Here is a 19008-nt window from a genome sequence, read left to right on the forward strand (position 1 = left end):
TCTCTCCCTTCTTATTCCATCCTCATTACCGTTTTTGCCCTTAATGGGAATGGATTAGGAATCATACTGCTGATAAGAGGAGTAATTATTTCTACTTTATAATCTATCTGAACCGCAACCTGAACACCCCTTGTGCGGCTGCTGCTGGTAGGTGAAACCGATATTTGTCTTTTAGATGCATCTAGAGTAGATGTATTGATATTAATCACATTGATGACATCTATGTCGCTTGTGCCTACCACAGCACACCGAGCACCTTCTCTGGCCGCATTGGTAATAATCATATATGCATTGAAAATTCTTCCGAACTCAAATACCGAGAAGAGAATCAGTAATAATATCGGTAGTACCATGGCCGCTTCCACAATGGACTGCCCTCTTTGATCTCTTAGTACTTTCAATAACGTCATTCGCTCACCTGCTTTTTAAAAAAACCCTACCTGTAACACAAGTAGGGTTATATATGGAATATTACTTTTAGGTTTGACAGTTACCCTTCGTAACTCTTGCTTTATTAAGATGTTGGCGGAGTCAGTTTTGGAGTTAACCCATCGAACAACCCTCTTACAGCTTGTCCCATAGGTGTAAGCGCAAGAACAACAACAGCTGCTATTAATGCGATAATCAACCCATATTCTACCATACCCTGACCTTTTTCATCTTTTACAAACTTTTTGAGATACATGGACGCATAACCAAATAATACTGACATCTTACAACCTCCCTTTAATTTTTTTATTACCGTTAATCAAACCATGTGCTGAAGCTGGTAAAGAAGTCTGATACAGCCCCTGCCAAATTGGTCATTCCTGCGATTACTACAAGAGCAATCATTACTAAAAGCAATCCATACTCTACCATGCCTTGCCCTTTTTCACTGCTCAGTTGTTGTATGATCTTGTAGAAATATACCAACATGACTTTAAGCACCTACCTCTTTTGCTTCTTTGGTTTTCTGACTTCATTATACAATCCTCGCCATTTTTTTACTATCAGCCATTAGTACTCATTGACCTAATCCTTTGTGCCTGAGAATACATATAGCGTCAGACTTAAGGAGAATCGGGACTATAGGTCACAGATACTACTATACCTACTTGCTTATTAACCTGTTGTACTATCGAAAGTAAAAAAGTACCAACAGCATGCTGTTGGTACTTTTCTTATCTCCTATAAATCTCATTCATTGATTTACATCGCTATATGAAGTTTCTTTATGTTAGGGTAAAAACAACAATTAATAGCATTTTAAATCGCTCTATCGCCTCTAGGCCATGCGGGACATTTGCAGGCATTACAATCGTCTGCCCTTTAGTGAGATTAAACTTTTCTTCTCCAATAGTAATCTCTGCTTGTCCATCCATGATATATACCATAGCATCTCCTGTCGATGCATGGGTACTTATTTGTTCCCCTTTATCAAAAGCGAACAGTGTAACACTCATAGGCTTTCCTTGTGCCAATGTGCGGCTCACAACTTGTCCCTGCTGATAATCTACCAGTCCTTCTAATTCTAAAGGTCTTGAAAAATCGATGTTTTTAATAAGTTGTCCGTTCATAATATCTCCTCCTCTAATTTTTATTTTCCCAAAAAAACTCATAAATAAACAAGATATTTAGTTGTTTACAAGATTATAATTCATACGCTACTTTCACATAATATGAAAGATGAGGTGAAAAAATGCTAACAATATTACTGAAAAATTGTCTGGTCATAGATGATAACCATAATACTACTGTACAAAAAGATATCTTGATTGAAGGTAAAAAGATTAAAGAAATGTCTGAAAAAACAGATAATAAAGATAATGTTTCCCAAGTGATTGATATTAAAGGAAAATATGTATTTCCCGGGATTATCGATTGCCACACCCACTTAGGCATTATTGAAGAGGCTACGGGTAAAATAGGAATAGATAACAATGAAACTTCTGATCCTGTAACCCCTCACCTTCGAGGAATAGATGCCATCAATCCCTTTGATATATCCTTTCATGATGCGGTAAAATCAGGGGTTACTACTGTCATGAGTGGTCCTGGAAGCAATAATGCCGTAGGCGGACTTAGTGCCGCTATTAAAACACATGGGAGCATTATCGATCATATGATTGTCAGAAATCCTATCGGTTTGAAGATCGCTTTGGGTGAAAACCCTATCAGTACCTATGGGACTCAGAATAAAGCTCCTGTCACCAGGATGGGAACAGTTTCTCTTATTAGAGATTTGTTTATGAGAACACAGGACTATATTTATCTTAAAGAACAAAGCAATTTGAAACAGCGCGATATCAAACTTGAAGCAGTCATTCCCGTATTGAAAGGTGAAATATCATTAAGAGTGCATGCCCATAGAGCCGACGATATTATCACCGCAGTACGAATTGCCGAAGAATTCAACATACAAAAATTAGTAATTGAACATGGTACGGAAGCAAATTTGGTGAAAGAATATCTAAAAGAAAAAAATATTCCTGTTGCATACGGACCAATGTTAACACCGCGTATTAAAATGGAGATGAAGCGACGACATTATAGTGCTGTAGTAGATCTGATGGAGGCAGGTGTAAAAGCAGCACTCATTACAGACCACCCTTATAACTCTATAGATCAACTGAGGACAATCGCCGCGATCGCGATTTCGGAAGGACTAAGTCAATCAGATGCGATCAAGAGCATTACCCGGTATCCTGCAGAAATATTGGAATGCGAAGATAGAATTGGAAAACTCGAAGAAGGCTATGATGCAGATTTGGTGGTCTATGACGGAAAGCCATTGAACATTAATACCAAAGTTCTGATGACAATCATAAATGGAGAAATTATATACCGAAGAACTGATTCGTGATATAGTCAAAAACTTTAGAGTTTTTATTATCCAGTATGTTAATTCTTGTTTCAGTATATCAGTTTTATCATCGTAGGGGCGGACGACCCTGTCCACCCGCTGTACTATTTCTATATCTGCGGGCGGACAGGGTCGTCCGCCCCTACGGAATCTTAACTGCTAGTGTGATATATAACTTGGTAAATATAAGTCTAAAGTTTGTTATATATAAACCGTGAACTTTTTCTTTACCTCATGACATTCATTTGATTCTTTAATGTTACAAATAATCTGTACATGTATTCCTGTTCCTGCATAATATGCTCAATGAGTGTTTGCCATACTTTATTTTCTTTACCATAGTTTTGCACTTGTTTTAAAACATTAATAAAATTCATGTCATACTGCAAAAAAGTTTCTACAAGATTCCGAACCTGCATCATAGGGGGATAGGTTATCCACCCCATTCCTCCATACTGCTGCTGTCTCATTAATTCTTTTACAGCCTGATGAAGAGACTCAAAATGCCTATTGATCATATCCAATTTTTCGATCAATTCTTTTGGCAAATCGATGTTACTTAGCTTAGCAACATTTTTTATAAATACCGGATGCTCCTTGGAGATCTCCGTCCACATATCTAATTCTCTAAGCGCACATCCTATATCCGTCAACATAGTATAACAAAACATAAATACACCTCCCTACATCATATTATGAGAAAAGTGTATTTCATGTTACCAACAATCGGAGTTTAAAACTTAGGAATTTAGAATAAAAAGAATTGATCCCGCAAATATAAAAATATCCGCAAAGTTCACAACAGGAAACTTCTTTATGTTCAAGCTTAAGAAATCGATGACGCTGCCTAATCTTAGTCTATCTAGATAATTGGATACAGCTCCTCCAATAATGAAGGCCAACGGCCGGATTAAAAGGCTTCTCGTTTCCGTCACAAGCAAATTTGCAAAATATATGACGACACTTGCAATTAAAATAGCGGTAATTATTCTTAAAAAAGTTTTCCTGTTTTTCAGCAACCCGAATGCCGCACCCGGATTTTTTACAATGGTGAATTGCACAGGTCCAAAAATTATGGGCAAATCATTCCTGTCTGCCAAAAGTTTTAACGCAGTGATCTTGGCAATCTGATCAATCGCAATAAGTGTCAAAATAAATAGTGCATAAAATATCATCATTCCTCCTGACGAACAGCAGATATAATAAGGTATAGGTAAGATCTACTTTAACAACTGGGATGCTTTTAAAATCGCAACGATACTTTTAGCATCCTTTATTTCTCCATTCATGACCATATCCACCAATTTTTCTAATGGAATGGTCTCTGTTTCAACAAATTCATCTTCATCCGGTTGAAGCTTTCCTTCATAAAGTTCTGTAGCTAGATAGATATGCAAAATCTCATTGGAAAAACCCGGGGTAGTATAAATACTACCGAGTGACTGCACATTCTTTGCTTTATATCCTGTCTCTTCTTCCAGTTCTCTAATACAGCATTGATAAGGATCTTCTCCCTCATCCAACTTTCCGGCCGGAACCTCCAAACACACTGCTTCAATAGGCTTCCGGAACTGTCTGACCATTATTACTTCTTTGGTCTCAGTAATAGGAATAACACATATAGCACCAGGATGCTCTACTATTTCTCTAGTTGAAGTACTTCCATTCGGAAGTTCAACCATATCGACCTTCACTTTAATGATCTTCCCATCAAAAATTTTTTCACTTTTAATTGTCTTTTCTGTAAAATCCATGATAACCTCCGTTAGAATATTCTTGTTAAATATTATACCTTTAATCTATTGCATTATCCAGTGAAAAAAGAATAAAATATATAATAGCTGTTCACTGTTCACAGTTCACAGTTCAGCAATGCTGTCAAGGGAGCCCTACGTTGTAGAATATTAATTAAGTCAATAAAAAGGAGACGTGACAAGATGAATTTCGACAGTTATATTGACCAGATAAAAGATCAAATTATTAAATCCACTCAAGAGATTGTACGCATACCTAGCATCAAGAAAGACGCTTTACCCGGTAAACCTTTTGGACCCGGTGTGCACGATGCGCTTGAATATATGCTTGGATTAGGACAGTTAATGGGTTTTAATACTAAAAGCATTGACGGATACATAGGATATGTTGAATTTGGTGAAGGTACAGAATTAGTAGCGATGCTTGCGCATTTGGATATTGTTCCTGAAGGAACGGGATGGACTTATCCTCCTTACGCGGCGGAAATACATGATGGAAAAATATTCGGCAGAGGCACCATCGATGACAAAGGCCCTGCAATAGCGGCATTATACGCGATGAAAGCAATAAAAAACAGCGGTATCAAACTCGGTAAAAGAGTGCGGCTGATCCTGGGACTGGATGAAGAAAGCGGCTGGGATTGTATCAATCGCTATAAGCAGACAGAGGAGATACCCCACTATGCATTTACACCGGATGCTGACTACCCTGTCATCCATGCGGAAAAAGGCATCGTGAACTATAAGTTTTATAAGGAGTTTAAACAAACAAATCCGGCTTTTAATATCATAAAGATTAATGGTGGAAATAGAGCGAATATGGTTCCTGATTTTTGTGAAGCAGAGATTGAAGTGCAGACTTCAATACTTCAAAGCTTTTCAAGAAATTTGAAAAAGCAGATAGAGCTGAAACAGTTTGATATAGAATTAGCGGTTGAAGGTAAAACCGTATTACTAAAATCACATGGGAAATCCTCTCATGGCAGTACTCCCCATAAAGGCATCAATGCCATCTCACAACTTATGGTGATATTGCATGAATGTATGAAAGCAGAAAATGCAGAGCACTCTTTTATTAAGTTTTATAATGACTGCATCGGCATTGAAACAAACGGTGAATCCATTGACTGCGCCATGGAAGATGATATATCGGGAGAGCTGACCTTTAATATAGGATTAATCAATGTTGACCAAAATAATGGAGAAGCCATTACCAATATTCGCTATCCCGTTACTGCTAAGGAAGAAGATATAAAACATAAAATTGAAGAGGCAATTGAAAACTACGGCATTAATATAAAAAGAATTGATCATCAAGGTGCATTGTTTGTTCCTAAAGATCATCCTTTAGTGCAAAAACTGATGGCAGTCTACAGAGATGTTACCGGCGACCTTAGAGAACCGTTAGCTATAGGTGGAGGCACCTACGCCCGTGCCTTTGATAACGCCGTTGCTTTTGGTGCTCAGTTTCCGGGTGAACCGGAACTGGCACATGAAAAAGATGAGTATATCGCGATCGATTCACTCATCAAAAACACCAAAATATTTGCCCGTGCTGTCTATGAATTAGCAAAGTAAGCATAAATTCCGCCATGATGGACAACTACGAAACCACTAATATAGTCGCAATCTTTTGAGCAGAAGAAATCAGACAAGGGGACTGGTGGAAAATACTGAAAAAGTGCTTCATCGGTCAGTCGTAAAGCACGGGGACGGACTGCGGCCCTGGGCCCCGCCCTTGTCTGATTTCTGAACAATTAAGCACTTTTTCAGCACCCTCTGCAACTACTTTTGATATCTTACCCAAATAATCTCTGACTGATTTTATTGATATGATATATCACTTCTTCATCATCAATGGTTTTAAACTCACCTTTTTCCATCAGTATCCTGCCATCCACCAATACTGTCTCCACATCGGCAGCTTGCACGGAATACGCAATATTGGCAACAGCATTGTGTGACGGATAAAAATGAGGCTTCTCCATGTTTATGATGGTCAGATCAGCTTTCATGCCCGGTTTGATTACACCTGCAACCTGATCCAAGCCCAGCGCCGAAGCAGCATTGCACGTCGCCATTTTTAACGCTTGGTATGCATTGATCAGAGTAGGTTCCCTTTCCACACCTTTACTGATAAGTGCCGCCAAGTGTATTTCCTCAAACATGTTTAAATTATTATTACTTGCGGCACCATCGGTTCCCAATGCCACATTGATGCCTTTTTTCATCATCTTTCCGACAGGCGCAATCCCACTAGCGAGTTTCAAGTTACTTCCCGGGTTGTATATGACATTAACATTGTTTTGCGCAAGTATATCCATATCTTCATCGGTAACATGTACACAATGAGCCGCTAGTGTATTAGGCCTGAGCAGTCCCAAATCATACATATGCCGTACAGGTGACTTTCCGTATTTTTCAATACAATCTTGATTTTCTTTTATCGTTTCGGAAAGGTGCATATGGATGCCCGTATCCAGCTTATGTGCCAGTTCAGCTACATCCTCAAGATATTCCGGTACACAGGTATATACCGAATGAGGACCCAAATAAACCTTAATCCTGCCATTTCCTTCTCCATCCCAGTCCTTAAACAATTGCTCATTTTCAATCAATCTTGTATCGGTAGCAGCATCGAAATCCGGTTCAAAACACTGCAGTCCTCTGGACAGGTTGACACGCATTCCTACCTTATGCACTGCCTTTGCAATCTCATCCATAAAGTAGTACATATCTGCAAAGCATGTGGTTCCTGACCTTAGCATTTCCATCATACCCAGCATAGATGCCCAGTAGACATCTTCCGCCGTAAACTTGTCCTCTACAGGAAAAATTCTATCAAATAGCCACTCCTGCAAAGGCAAATCATCGGCATAACTCCTAAGCAATACCATAGGTGTATGTGTATGGGCATTTATAAGACCGGGTAAGACTGCTCTTCCTTTGCCTTCAATGATTATCTGCGGCAGAAAATCCTCCGGTAAATGTTCTCCCACAAAAGTAATTTTATCATCCACGATAGTGATATATCCATTCCTGATGATTTTATTCTCATCTTCCATCGTGATGATGGTCGCATTCTTAATAAGCGTGTTCATCCTTACTCTCCCCAACTGGATAGATATTTCTTCTGTATTTCTGTCAATGTATCAATGCTGACACCTAATCCTTTCAGCTTTAACTCGGCTACATACTTATCAATTTCATCCGGAACTTCATATACTTTCTTTTCCAAGCTTTTATAATTCTGTAGGATATATTTTGCGGATAAAGCTTGCAGCGCAAAGCTCATATCCATTATTTCCGCGGGATGTCCGTCTCCCGCAGCCAAATTCACCAATCTTCCTTCTGCCAATAGATTGATCCATCGGCCATCGGCCATTTTATATCCTACTATATTTTTTCGCATTTCCTTCTTTTCAACAGCCATTTCTTCCAACTCAGGGATACAGATTTCTACATCAAAATGTCCCGCATTTGCCAAAATAGCGCCATCTTTCATCACTTTATAATGTTCATCATATATTACTCTGTTACATCCGGTAACAGTAATAAAGAAATCTCCGATTTTCGCGGCTTCATTCATAGGCATTACTCTGAAACCGTCCATGACTGCTTCAATTGCTTTAATAGGGTCTACCTCACATACAATGACATTGGCACCTAATCCTTTCGCCCTCATGGCACACCCTTTTCCACACCAGCCATATCCGATAATCACAACATTTTTACCGCTTACGATAAGGTTGGTGGTTCTCATAATACCGTCCCAAACCGACTGGCCTGTTCCGTATCTATTGTCAAACAGATATTTGCAGTAAGCATCGTTTACGGAGATCATTGGGAATTTGAGCAATCCTTCCTGCGCTCTTGCACGAAGACGGATTACCCCGGTGGTAGTTTCCTCACATCCCCCGTACACATCGGCAAGCAATTCCTGCCTTTCACCATGAAGTAAATGTACCAAATCCCCTCCATCGTCAATCACGATATTAGGACGAATATCCAGCGCATAATTCAGGTGTTGGAAATACTCCTCTTCAGTCGCGCCATACCACGCATATACTTTTAATCCATCGGCCACAAGCCCGGCCGCCACATCGTCCTGGGTAGAAAGAGGGTTACTTCCGGTAACCGATACTTCCGCTCCCCCGGCAGCCAATACTTTTGCCAAATAGGCCGTTTTGGCTTCAAGGTGTACGCATACAATTGCCCGCAGACCTTTAAAATACTGGTTTTTGGCAAAATCTTCTTCCAGATATCTTAATAAAGGCATGTTTTTTCTAACCCATTCAATCTTTTGTTTGCCACTATTAGCAAGATTAATATCTCTAATTACACTATCTCTCATCGTTTTGCTCCTTTCGGGTGTGGTTCACGGTTTACACAGTTCACGGTTCACAGAATCCCAATATCGATAATCAAATCTAAAGTTAAAATTATCCTGTATCTAAATCCCAGATAACACGAATTCAAACGTGTAACTGTAGGGGCAGGCCTTGTGTCTGCCCGAAGTATTATTGCATAATCTACGGGTGGACAGAGTCGTCCACCCCTACCAAAACTCCCATAATATATAAGTTGGAAAATTACAATTCTACTTTTGGTTATCTAAAATACGTGAGCTATATCCTGTGTACCACTAATCCCTTTACTTTATGTATCTTTATATTTTTACACTTTTGGTCTTTTTTATCTAAAAATACTATTCATTATTTCCACTTCTCCACAATCGCTTTTACAAGCATCAGGAATTTTTCCCGCACTCTTTCGGCAGTCTCCATGACTTCCTGATGATGCAGCGGCTGGTTCAAAATACCTGCTGCCATATTGGTAATACACGATATTCCCAGTACTTTCATACCCGCATGTGCTGCGGTAATGACTTCGGGAACAGTAGACATCCCTACGGCATCCGCACCGACAATCTGCAGCATTCTGATTTCAGCAGGTGTCTCATAACTGGGACCCGGCATAAATGAATATACCCCTTCACGTAGATTCAAGTCCAGTCCATAGGCAACTTCCTTGGCAAGTTCCCTTAATTCTTCAGTGTAGGCATTGGACATGTCATTAAAGCGAGGCCCGAATTCCTCTATATTTTTTCCTCTTAAAGGACTTTCAGAAAAAAACTTAATATGATCTTTAATAACCATTAGATCTCCCGGTTCATAGTCTTTATTAACGCCACCCGCCGCATTGGTAACCAGCAAATTATTTATCCCCATCATTTTCATCACTCTTATTGGGAATACAACTTCATCCATCGGATAGCCTTCATAGTAATGAAATCTCCCTTTCATTGCCATGACTATTTTATCATTCAGTTTCCCGACTACCAGCTTCCCTGCATGGCCTTCAACGGTTGATACGGGAAAATTCGGTATTTCAGCATAATCTATTTCTATCGCTTGTTCAATCTCGTCTGCCAGCACGCCTAATCCGGAACCTAAAACCATTGCGATATCCGGCTGCACATTCAACTTGTTTTTTAAATACGCTGCACTCTCTTTGATCTTTTCGATAGATTTCATATCGTCCCTCCTTCAAGCATCTTTTCCTGTACATTTTACCATATAGATGCAAAAATTTATATATAATCTTTCGTTTACACTAAGAAACTAAAAAACCCTGAAATAATCATTCATCATTCCGGTTCACAGAGTTTTTGTTTTTCCTGTAAACTGTGAACCGTAAACTGTGAACCAAAACCGATAGGGCTTTTTAGTTTCTTAGTGTTACTCTATTGCTTATCAAATTAATAATATTCTCACCTAAGATTTTATTTTTATCTTCCTCAGGCAGCTTTAAATTCCTTATTCTATCTACAGCATACTTCTGGGCACCGGGACAAGGCGCATCACTCCCGAAGATAAATCTATCTGCTCCGATTTTCCCCACAGCATCAACGATTCTCTCATCTCTGTGCGCGTAGGCAGGAGATATATCAAAATACATGTTTGGATAGTCATTTAGTTCATCTGCTATTTCTTCAAAATAGTTCATATGCGCCATAATTACCTTTAGGTCGGGCTTTTTATCCATTTGCTTCATTACTGTATAGACTTCATTGATATTATCTACATGTATAAACACCGGTACTTTATATTCATCGGCTACATCAAAAATCTGTAGATTTTTCCCTTTTAACTCACATGGATATAGTACCTGATGCAGCTTTACGGCTACAAAATCATGGTTTTTCAGATATTTTTCTGTTTCCTTCACATTGTCAGCATTGGGATTGAGCCAATATACCCCATAGATACGTTCCGGATACTTTCGAGACATTTCCGCTACGTAATGGTTAGGGGGTTTTTCAATATATCTCTTTCTAAACCTATTATTTCTCATGACTCTCGAAGTCAAGTTCATAGCAAGATTTGTGCCCGCCAGCCATGGAGGGATCTTCGTCATCTTCAACACTTTAGGTATGTTTTTTTCTTCAAACATATATGGTGTTGCCAAAACAAAATCTATATTGCAGTTATCCAGGCACCGAAAAAAATAGTCGGTATCCTGAAATAGTCCTCCCAGATGGATATGTTCATCAACAATCATTTGCATTACTCCTATACTATTAAGTGCTGTCATAATACATTAATTATTATTTGAACATACTCTACATAAAATACCCAAAAATCACTGTATATTTATAACAAAAAATTTTTATCTTAATATTTAAATTTACTTATGCTCTCCTCCATTTTTTCAGCTAATTTTGATAACGTTTTACTGGCGTTTGCAATCTCTCCCATTGACGCAGCTTGCTGCTCCACAGCTGCAGAGGATACTTGCGTTCCGGCAGCATTTTCTTCTGATATAGCAGAAAGATTTTCAACAATACCAATCATTCGATCTTTTTTAGTGTCCATTTCAACACCGGATTTATTAAGCATTTCTATAACATTCTTCATCTTTTCAATGGCAATAGCAATTCCGTCAAATCTTTCACTGGTCTTTTTTACGCTCTCTGTCTGAGATGCTACTATCTGTTCTACACTCTCGGTCATATCTACAGCATGTCCTGTTTTCTTGGTTAGTTCTTGAATAATAGCGGCTATTTCCCCGGTAAAGGCATTGGATTGCTCTGCCAACTTTCGTATCTCTTCTGCTACAACAGCAAAGCCCTTTCCCGATTCTCCAGCTCTCGCAGCTTCTATTGCCGCGTTAAGCGCTAGCAGATTCGTTTGATCAGATATATTTTTAATCATCAAACTTGCACTTTCTATTTTTTCTGCGCTTTCATTTGTGCCTAAAATGATTTCATGAATATCTTTCGACGCTTTTTTGCTGCTATTGGCCTTTTCTACCAAGTCCTTCAATACATCTAGGCCTTCGTCCTTTAACGTGACTATCTCATCAGTACAAATATTTAAATCTTTTACGCACTGCTGATCTTCTTCTATTAACCCGCCTAATTCATTAATATGTACGACTCCCTCTTCGGTATGCTTTGCTTGTTCATCGGCTCCCTTTGCGATTTCTTCAATGCTTCTCGCTACTTCTTCAGAAGAAGCCAGAATTTGTTGAATGATTTCTGTTAGCTCCATTGAAGATGATTTTACTTCTTGTGAATCACCCGACACATTTTTTATAATATTGGAAAAACTTTGCTGCATTATCATAAGGGCTCTAAAGACAGTTCCTATCTCATCTTTTCTTTGTGCATATTTAGTCACTTCTTTGCTTTGAACAACAGATACGTTATAATTTGATAATCTATCCACAATTTGTAAAATGTGATGCATTGGTTTTAAAACGATATAATCTAATAGTATCAATACCAGTATGGAAACAGTTGCCAGATTTATCACCGTAGCAATATAAACGGAAAAGTCTCCGGTGATAAAATCAAATTTTTGGATTACGCTATTAATATAAAGCGCTATGGTCGGACTAATAAGCAAGGTAATAATAATACCTATTAATATTTTAATTTTAATGCCTATCTTAGCAGTTGTGATATTGGTGGCAAAATTTAATTTGCTATTCTTTTTTTCACGCAAACTCCCCATCCCCTTTACTCTTTGAATCGACAGTATTATATTAGTACAAATCAACCTACAAAAATACACTCCTTACCAATAACATTTGTCACATCCCTTCACATTTTATTTACTACCATCTAGACTCACGCTAAAACTATATTAAATTTATCCACAAAAGACTTTTTTTTACACTTCCATACACATTATATGTAATTTCAACTTTTTTGTCAATTCTTATAGAATCATATTATAATTCTTTAAGTATGTGGCACAATATGTTTTAACTATATAAAGTTATTATGAGGTGATAGAAATGGAAATATTAGACTATGATATTTTAGGAAAAAAAATTCGTAAAGAACGCAAAAGGATTAATTTATCTATCGAAAAACTCGCAGAGCTATGCCATCTATCTTCTTCATACATGGGGCTCATTGAGCGCGGGCAAAGAGGAATCAGCTTAGAAACTTTATGTAGACTTTCTGTTATTTTTAATGTCAGTACGGACTATTTGCTTTTTTCTGATAAAGATATGAAAGCTTGCGAGAATACTTATTCATGTAATATACTTTATCAAGAAATCCTTTCTCTAACCAAACAATACTCAAGAAAAGACTTAGAATTTTTAGTAGAGTTTATTAAGTTAAAAAATAGATATGATGCTTAAAATGAATCCTGCAAATTAAACTACATAAAAATTAAAAGCACTGTACGAGAATGCTGAGAAAGTGCTCCGTCGATCAGTCGCAAAGCACGGGGACGGAGCTACAGCTTCACCTAAACCAGGTGCAGCAGTAGCTCCGTCCCCGCGCTTCACTCCTTCTATATGCTGAACCGGACTTTTCAGTGGTTTCGCATCGTACAGGCAAGTGTACAAAAAAATTAACTTTTGACAAAAAAGGATAGAACATAAATGCTGCCGCTATGTTCTATCCTCAAAAAATTCCATGAATAATTCTGTTCATAAATCGTTCATCAACCTTTGGGTAATGCAAACTCCTCACACCTAAAATCGTTATGGGATGTTTCTGAAATATGAGGAGCTAAGATTTCATTAGACTCATATTTTGTGTAGTCGGTAAACCAGTTGCTTTTCCAGCCGCAGATTTTGCAGACGAATTGATATACTGTAGTATCATCCGGAGAACCCGGTAATATCACTCCTCCTTGAACTTGGTTCAGATCATCATCGGAAAGTTTCTGGACATTACGAAGCTTGATCTCTACTTCTTTTCCATCAATTGTAACTTTTTTTGATTCCATAATATTTTCTCCTCTCAAATATTAATTTTCTGATTTTGTATTAGACACCTTTATATACGAATTTCCAAGCAAGAGTAGCTCATATGATATCAATATTTATCCAATTTTTGAACCCATATCCCAATAAGCAATTGTGAAAAAAGTTCTCTTGGAATTCCAAGAGAACTTTTTTGTATGCTTACATTTTATTTAAAGTAACTAACTCCGGCTTCAAACAGCTTCTGATCTTTTTCACCCGGTACATTTCTAACAACATTGGTACCGATTCTTTCCGAATGCCCCATCTTTCCAAGTACTCTTCCGTCAGGACTTGTGATCCCTTCAATAGCTTCCATAGAGCCGTTCGGATTAAAACGGATATCATATGTGGGTTGTCCTTTCAAATCCACATACTGCGTTGCGATCTGCCCGTTCTTCGCGAGCTCTTTCATCACTTCCGGACTTGCTACAAACCTTCCTTCTCCATGGGATGCGGCAACGCTGTGAATATCACCGACCTGTACATTATTAAACCAAGGCGAAGTATTGGAAACTACTTTCGTTTGCACCATGCATGAAATGTGACGGCCTATGGTATTAAAGGTCAGGGTAGGTGATTCTTCATTAATATCCCTGATTTCACCGTATGGTACCAATCCCAGCTTTATTAACGCCTGGAATCCGTTACATATCCCCAACATTAAACCATCCCTGTTCTTAAGCAATTCCATCACCGCTTCTTTGACGGCCGGGTTTTTGAAAGCTGTCGCAATAAATTTACCTGAACCGTCCGGCTCGTCACCACCGCTGAACCCTCCCGGGATCATAATGATCTGGGCGTTATTAATCTTATTCACCATTTCTTTCAACGAAGACTCGATTTCTACTGATGATAGATTCCGTACTACAAAAGTATCTACCACTCCCCCTGCTTTTTCAAAAGCTCTTGCCGTATCATATTCGCAGTTGGTACCGGGGAAAACCGGTATAAATATTCTTGGCTTCGCAAAAGATGAACTTGCTGTTACCCTGCTTCCGTTTTGATATATATGCAGCTTAGGCTGCTCTCCTACCTCCGGTGTACGGGTTGGGAAAATACCTTCCAATGGAACTTCCCATCTCTGTATTGCCGCTTCCAAATCTATATCGGTATTTTTCACAGTAATGAATTTTCTTGCCTGCGTACCCCCGATCACCTTGTAATCCAAACCGTTCAACAACTTGTCTGCATCTTGATTTTTATCTAATTCCATAATAATGGAACCATATAAAGGCATAAACATTTCTTTTATATCTAAGGAATCATTAAAGCTGAAACCGATTCTGTTTCCAAAACACATTTTGCTGACGGCTTCAGCAATACCGCCGCTTCTAACTGTTTGAGCGGATAAAACCAACCCTTGTCCGATTAATTCCCGGATTATGCCGTAGTTTTTACTCAGTTGATCAAAATCCGGCAACTCATTTTCATTCCGGGATAGCGGTACCATCACCACTGTACTGTCTTCTTTCTTAAACTCGGGAGAAATTACATGATCCACTTTTACTACATCCAACGCAAAGGCTACAAGGGTAGGCGGTACGTGCAGATCCTTAAAGGTTCCTGACATACTATCCTTACCGCCAATCGCGGGAATCCCCAGTTTGGTCTGGGCATAATAAGCACCTAGTAGCGCACTAAAAGGTCTGCCCCATTTGCTTTTATCATACCCTAATCTTTCAAAATATTCCTGCAAGGTTAATCGAACTTTGCTGAAGTCTCCTCCCATGGCAGTAATCTTTGCAACCGCTTCAACCACCGCATACACTGCCCCATGGAAAGGACTCCATCTAGAGATTTTCGGATTATATCCATAGGCCATGATGGTTCCTGATTGGGTCTCTCCCTCAAGTACAGGAATCTTTGCCGCCATTCCTTCTGCCGGAGTAAGCTGGTATTTTCCTCCAAAAGGCATGAGTACTGTTCCGGCACCTATGGTACTGTCGAATCTCTCCACCAATCCTTTTTGGCTGCATACATTTAAATCCTGCAAATTCTCCAGCCATGCTTTTTCAATATCCGGCAATGCTTGCTCAATGCTCTCCGGCAATCTATCAAAGATATTTTTCTGCACTGCAGGCGCTTCTACCAATACATCGGTGGTTTTAGGCGCACCGTTGGAATTCAGGAAATCCCTGCCGATATCTACAATGGTATTTCCTTTCCACGTCATTTTTAGTCTTTCTTCTTCAGTTACAACAGCTACCTCGACCGCTTCAAGGTTTTCTACGCGGGCAGCCTCAATAAATGCTTTGGCGTCCTCTTTAGCAACGATGATCGCCATACGCTCCTGTGATTCCGAAATCGCAAGTTCGGTACCATCCAGTCCTTCATATTTTTTAGGAACAACATCCAAGTTGATTACCAATCCGTCGGCAAGCTCACCGATGGCTACCGATATACCTCCGGCGCCAAAATCATTACATTTCTTGATCATGGCAGTAACCTCAGGATTCCTGAATAATCTCTGTATTTTTCGTTCTTCGGGAGGATTCCCTTTTTGTACTTCCGCACCGCATGTTTCCAGTGATTCTTCGGTATGTGCCTTAGATGAACCGGTTGCTCCGCCGCAGCCGTCCCTTCCTGTTCTACCGCCCAATAAGATGATGACATCCCCGGGCGCAGGCTTTTCTCTCCTTACATTCTTTCTTGGGGCCGCACCTACAACCGCACCGATTTCAAGTCTCTTTGCCACATAACCTTCGTCATAAACTTCCGCTACCTGTCCTGTAGCCAATCCGATCTGGTTTCCATAGGAACTGTAACCTGCTGCCGAAACGGTAGTAATCTTCCTCTGCGGTAATTTTCCCGGAATGGTATCTTCCACTTTTGTTCTCGGGTCGCCGCTGCCGGTAACACGCATGGCCTGATAAACGTAAGTTCTTCCGGACAATGGATCTCTGATTGCTCCACCCAGGCAAGTTGCCGCTCCCCCAAAGGGTTCTATCTCGGTAGGATGGTTATGGGTTTCGTTTTTAAACATCACCAGCCATTCCTGATCTTCTCCGTCCACATCCACATTCACTACGATACTGCATGCGTTGATTTCATCCGATTCATCCAGATCGTCGAGTTTTCCCTTGCTTTTTAATTCCTTCATCCCAATGACCGCGATATCCATCAGACACATATCTTTTTTTCTATCACCGTAAAGGTCTTTCCTTGTCTGCAAATACTGATTATAAGCATTTTCTATTACACCGGTATAGCGCGACTTCTCTATTTCAACACCTTCTATCCTTGTAAGGAAAGTGGTATGTCTACAGTGATCCGACCAATAGGTATCAATCATTCTCATTTCTGTAATGGTAGGATCCCTTTTCTCGGTATCTCTAAAATACTGCTGACAGAATTTCAAATCATCCATATCCATCGCGAATCCCATATCTTTGAGCAAACTTCCGAGTTGTTCCTCATCCATCTCTATAAATCCATTCACCGTATCAACATGCTCGGGAATAGCAAAGTCGGTATCCAAAGATGCCGGTTTTGCTAAAGATGCTTCATGGGCTTCCACCGGATTGATACAGTACTCCTTAATGCTTTTAAACTGTTGGTCGGTAATATCGCCTTCCAGCACAATCAGTCTGGCAGTTCTCACCTGAGGCTTTTCCCCTTGCGTCAATATCTGTATACATTGCGCCGCAGAATCCGCTCTCTGGTCGTATTGACCCGGAAGATATTCTATCGCAAATACTCTTGCACCTTGTGGAATCTCAATTTCTTCATCATATACATTATCAACAGGCGGCTCAGAAAAAATCGTACTGCGGGCAGCCTGATATTCTTCTTCACAAATTCCCGCTACATCATAACGGTTGATCACACGGACATTTTTCAGCCCTTTTATACCAAGATTATCTTTTAAATCGTGATACAAACTCTGTGCTTCCACATTGAAGCTCTCTTTCTTTTCAACAAACACCCTTTTTACCGCATTCGCCATTTTAATTCCTCCTTTTATTCCAAAGCATCTCATCTTATGTTTATAATTCCCTTATTTATTCACTATAGGTAACCAAAATCAAAGTTAAAAGTATCCCCGGGCGGACAGAGTCATCCGCCCCTACGAGAACTTACAAGATATATAACTAGGTAATTTTTCAAGTCTTAATTTGGTTATCTATATTCACTATTCACTATTCACTATTCACTATCTAACCGTTGTATATTTCTATTGTAATATGTTAAGATTAATAAGTAAAATTAATATTAATAATATATCATATTAGGTGAGCTTATGGATATAAATTTTGAATTATATAAGATTTTTTACTATGCAGCAAAACACCAAAGCTTTTCGGAAGCCGCCGATAAGCTTTTTATCTCGCAGTCTGCAGTCAGTCAAGCGATAAAAAACCTTGAAAGCAAATTGGGCGAACAGCTCTTTTTTCGAAAAAAGCGTAAAATATCATTGACCCGGGAAGGTGAATTATTATTTAAACATATTGAACAGGCCTATAACTTTATAAGAAGTGCAGAGAGTAAGTTCTCAGAAATGAAGAATCTGGATGCGGGTGAAGTCCGTGTTGGAGTGAGTGATACTGTCTGTAAATATTTTTTGATTCCTTATCTTGAGAAGTTTAATAACAATTATCCTAAAATCAAAATACAGGTGATCAATAGAACATCATCGCAGATTCTTGAACTTTTGAATCATGGGCTTGTGGATTTTGGCATCGCTACACTGCCGGTGGACGATAAAAATATTGAAGTGAAAAATTTTATATCGGTAGAAGATATTTTTGTTGCCTGCCATAAGTTTTCCGAATTAAAAGACCGCACCGTCACACTACGTGAGCTTTCGGAATATCCCTTGTTGATGCTTGAAAAAGGAAGCACGACAAGACGAAATATTGAAGAATTTTTAATCAAAAAAGGAATAGATATTGCCCCGGAAATAGAATTGGAAGACATTGACCTTCTGGTGGAATTCGCAAAAATCGGTCTGGGTGTTTCCTGTGTGCTAAGAGAAAGCGCATTAGAAGACATTCAACATAACCAATTGTTTGAGATTCATACTGAATATAAGCTGCCTTTAAGGAAGCTTGGAATATGCACAGTAAAAAATGTGCCTCTTTCAAGAGCTGCATCCATTATGATTGATAATCTAATAAATAAGTAACAGTACTT

General features: G+C 39.1%; 18 protein-coding genes. 4 read left to right on the forward strand and 14 right to left on the reverse strand.

The window, feature by feature from the left end; genetic code table 11:
- Window positions 1-11: 11 nt before the first annotated feature.
- The 4 genes from QKW49_RS07475 to QKW49_RS07490 all read right to left on the reverse strand — a co-directional run bounded on the left by QKW49_RS07475 (window position 12) and on the right by QKW49_RS07490 (window position 1562).
- Window positions 12-410 carry a TadE family protein gene (locus QKW49_RS07475; protein WP_282866912.1) on the reverse strand — a complete coding sequence of 133 codons (399 nt, stop codon included), beginning with the start codon at window positions 408-410 and terminating at the stop codon, window positions 12-14.
- Window positions 411-514: 104 nt separating this feature from the next.
- Window positions 515-712 carry a Flp family type IVb pilin gene (locus QKW49_RS07480; RefSeq protein WP_282866913.1) on the reverse strand — a complete coding sequence of 66 codons (198 nt, stop codon included), beginning with the start codon at window positions 710-712 and terminating at the stop codon, window positions 515-517.
- A gap of 32 nt (window positions 713-744) precedes the next feature.
- The gene (locus QKW49_RS07485) at window positions 745-918 is read right to left on the reverse strand and encodes a Flp family type IVb pilin (protein ID WP_282866914.1); all 174 of its coding nucleotides are present in this window, start codon (window positions 916-918) and stop codon (window positions 745-747) included.
- 296 nt (window positions 919-1214) lie between these two features.
- Window positions 1215-1562 carry a cupin domain-containing protein gene (locus QKW49_RS07490; RefSeq protein ID WP_282868086.1) on the reverse strand — a complete coding sequence of 116 codons (348 nt, stop codon included), beginning with the start codon at window positions 1560-1562 and terminating at the stop codon, window positions 1215-1217.
- A gap of 119 nt (window positions 1563-1681) precedes the next feature.
- Between QKW49_RS07490 and QKW49_RS07495 the strand changes: the two genes are divergently transcribed.
- On the forward strand, window positions 1682-2845 hold the full coding sequence (locus QKW49_RS07495) for an amidohydrolase (RefSeq protein ID WP_282866915.1): 1164 nt from the start codon (window positions 1682-1684) through the stop codon (window positions 2843-2845).
- Between the two features lie 227 nt (window positions 2846-3072).
- On the opposite strand, the gene QKW49_RS07500 is transcribed toward QKW49_RS07495, so the two are convergent.
- The 3 genes from QKW49_RS07500 to QKW49_RS07510 form a co-directional block, all read right to left on the reverse strand.
- Window positions 3073-3516: a DUF2935 domain-containing protein gene (locus QKW49_RS07500; protein ID WP_282866916.1), complete on the reverse strand. Its 444-nt coding sequence runs from the start codon at window positions 3514-3516 to the stop codon at window positions 3073-3075.
- A 69-nt stretch (window positions 3517-3585) separates the two neighbouring features.
- Window positions 3586-4023 carry a signal peptidase II gene (gene lspA, locus QKW49_RS07505; protein WP_282866917.1) on the reverse strand — a complete coding sequence of 146 codons (438 nt, stop codon included), beginning with the start codon at window positions 4021-4023 and terminating at the stop codon, window positions 3586-3588.
- Between the two features lie 42 nt (window positions 4024-4065).
- Complete coding sequence (locus QKW49_RS07510; protein WP_282866918.1) at window positions 4066-4599, reverse strand: NUDIX hydrolase; 534 nt, start codon at window positions 4597-4599, stop codon at window positions 4066-4068.
- Window positions 4600-4782: 183 nt separating this feature from the next.
- Between QKW49_RS07510 and pepV the strand changes: the two genes are divergently transcribed.
- Window positions 4783-6177 carry a dipeptidase PepV gene (pepV, locus tag QKW49_RS07515; protein WP_282866920.1) on the forward strand — a complete coding sequence of 465 codons (1395 nt, stop codon included), beginning with the start codon at window positions 4783-4785 and terminating at the stop codon, window positions 6175-6177.
- 221 nt (window positions 6178-6398) lie between these two features.
- Here the strand turns inward: pepV and QKW49_RS07520 are convergent, their stop codons facing one another.
- The 5 genes from QKW49_RS07520 to QKW49_RS07540 all read right to left on the reverse strand — a co-directional run bounded on the left by QKW49_RS07520 (window position 6399) and on the right by QKW49_RS07540 (window position 12611).
- A complete protein-coding gene (locus QKW49_RS07520; protein WP_282866922.1) occupies window positions 6399-7700 on the reverse strand; it encodes an amidohydrolase in 1302 nt (433 codons plus the stop codon).
- Between the two features lie 2 nt (window positions 7701-7702).
- Window positions 7703-8953 (reverse strand): adenosylhomocysteinase, encoded by a 1251-nt coding sequence (locus QKW49_RS07525; RefSeq protein WP_282866923.1) that lies wholly within the window; start codon window positions 8951-8953, stop codon window positions 7703-7705.
- Window positions 8954-9314: 361 nt separating this feature from the next.
- Window positions 9315-10136 (reverse strand): purine-nucleoside phosphorylase, encoded by an 822-nt coding sequence (locus QKW49_RS07530; protein WP_282866925.1) that lies wholly within the window; start codon window positions 10134-10136, stop codon window positions 9315-9317.
- A gap of 190 nt (window positions 10137-10326) precedes the next feature.
- Entirely contained in the window at window positions 10327-11163 is an 837-nt protein-coding gene (locus tag QKW49_RS07535; protein ID WP_282866926.1) for an amidohydrolase family protein, read from the reverse strand.
- Between the two features lie 113 nt (window positions 11164-11276).
- Entirely contained in the window at window positions 11277-12611 is a 1335-nt protein-coding gene (locus tag QKW49_RS07540; RefSeq protein WP_282866927.1) for a methyl-accepting chemotaxis protein, read from the reverse strand.
- Between the two features lie 295 nt (window positions 12612-12906).
- Between QKW49_RS07540 and QKW49_RS07545 the strand changes: the two genes are divergently transcribed.
- Complete coding sequence (locus QKW49_RS07545) at window positions 12907-13260, forward strand: helix-turn-helix transcriptional regulator (protein ID WP_282866928.1); 354 nt, start codon at window positions 12907-12909, stop codon at window positions 13258-13260.
- A gap of 308 nt (window positions 13261-13568) precedes the next feature.
- Here the strand turns inward: QKW49_RS07545 and QKW49_RS07550 are convergent, their stop codons facing one another.
- Together QKW49_RS07550 and QKW49_RS07555 are read right to left on the reverse strand one after the other, a co-directional pair.
- The gene (locus tag QKW49_RS07550) at window positions 13569-13856 is read right to left on the reverse strand and encodes a hypothetical protein (protein WP_282866929.1); all 288 of its coding nucleotides are present in this window, start codon (window positions 13854-13856) and stop codon (window positions 13569-13571) included.
- A 185-nt stretch (window positions 13857-14041) separates the two neighbouring features.
- The gene (locus tag QKW49_RS07555) at window positions 14042-17821 is read right to left on the reverse strand and encodes a phosphoribosylformylglycinamidine synthase (RefSeq protein ID WP_282866930.1); all 3780 of its coding nucleotides are present in this window, start codon (window positions 17819-17821) and stop codon (window positions 14042-14044) included.
- A 294-nt stretch (window positions 17822-18115) separates the two neighbouring features.
- On the opposite strand from QKW49_RS07555, the gene QKW49_RS07560 reads away from it, so the two are divergent.
- A complete protein-coding gene (locus tag QKW49_RS07560; RefSeq protein ID WP_282866931.1) occupies window positions 18116-19000 on the forward strand; it encodes a LysR family transcriptional regulator in 885 nt (294 codons plus the stop codon).
- The last annotated feature ends 8 nt before the right edge of the window (window positions 19001-19008 follow it).

The organism is Petroclostridium sp. X23 (assembly GCF_030013905.1).
In the GTDB taxonomy this organism is placed as follows: Bacteria; Bacillota; Clostridia; order SK-Y3; family SK-Y3; genus X23.

What these genes read in the sequence shown, in the direction of transcription:
- QKW49_RS07560 (WP_282866931.1), top strand. Translation starts at nt 18,116, where the DNA reads ATGGATATAAATTTTGAATTATATAAGATTTTTTACTATGCAGCAAAA.
- QKW49_RS07480 (WP_282866913.1), bottom strand. Translation starts at nt 712, where the DNA reads ATGTCAGTATTATTTGGTTATGCGTCCATGTATCTCAAAAAGTTTGTA.
- QKW49_RS07550 (WP_282866929.1), bottom strand. Translation starts at nt 13,856, where the DNA reads ATGGAATCAAAAAAAGTTACAATTGATGGAAAAGAAGTAGAGATCAAG.
- QKW49_RS07485 (WP_282866914.1), bottom strand. Translation starts at nt 918, where the DNA reads ATGTTGGTATATTTCTACAAGATCATACAACAACTGAGCAGTGAAAAA.
- QKW49_RS07500 (WP_282866916.1), bottom strand. Translation starts at nt 3,516, where the DNA reads ATGTTTTGTTATACTATGTTGACGGATATAGGATGTGCGCTTAGAGAA.
- pepV (WP_282866920.1), top strand. Translation starts at nt 4,783, where the DNA reads ATGAATTTCGACAGTTATATTGACCAGATAAAAGATCAAATTATTAAA.
- QKW49_RS07510 (WP_282866918.1), bottom strand. Translation starts at nt 4,599, where the DNA reads ATGGATTTTACAGAAAAGACAATTAAAAGTGAAAAAATTTTTGATGGG.
- QKW49_RS07535 (WP_282866926.1), bottom strand. Translation starts at nt 11,163, where the DNA reads ATGATTGTTGATGAACATATCCATCTGGGAGGACTATTTCAGGATACC.
- lspA (WP_282866917.1), bottom strand. Translation starts at nt 4,023, where the DNA reads ATGATGATATTTTATGCACTATTTATTTTGACACTTATTGCGATTGAT.
- QKW49_RS07545 (WP_282866928.1), top strand. Translation starts at nt 12,907, where the DNA reads ATGGAAATATTAGACTATGATATTTTAGGAAAAAAAATTCGTAAAGAA.
- QKW49_RS07520 (WP_282866922.1), bottom strand. Translation starts at nt 7,700, where the DNA reads ATGAACACGCTTATTAAGAATGCGACCATCATCACGATGGAAGATGAG.
- QKW49_RS07530 (WP_282866925.1), bottom strand. Translation starts at nt 10,136, where the DNA reads ATGAAATCTATCGAAAAGATCAAAGAGAGTGCAGCGTATTTAAAAAAC.
- QKW49_RS07555 (WP_282866930.1), bottom strand. Translation starts at nt 17,821, where the DNA reads ATGGCGAATGCGGTAAAAAGGGTGTTTGTTGAAAAGAAAGAGAGCTTC.
- QKW49_RS07475 (WP_282866912.1), bottom strand. Translation starts at nt 410, where the DNA reads ATGACGTTATTGAAAGTACTAAGAGATCAAAGAGGGCAGTCCATTGTG.
- QKW49_RS07525 (WP_282866923.1), bottom strand. Translation starts at nt 8,953, where the DNA reads ATGAGAGATAGTGTAATTAGAGATATTAATCTTGCTAATAGTGGCAAA.
- QKW49_RS07495 (WP_282866915.1), top strand. Translation starts at nt 1,682, where the DNA reads ATGCTAACAATATTACTGAAAAATTGTCTGGTCATAGATGATAACCAT.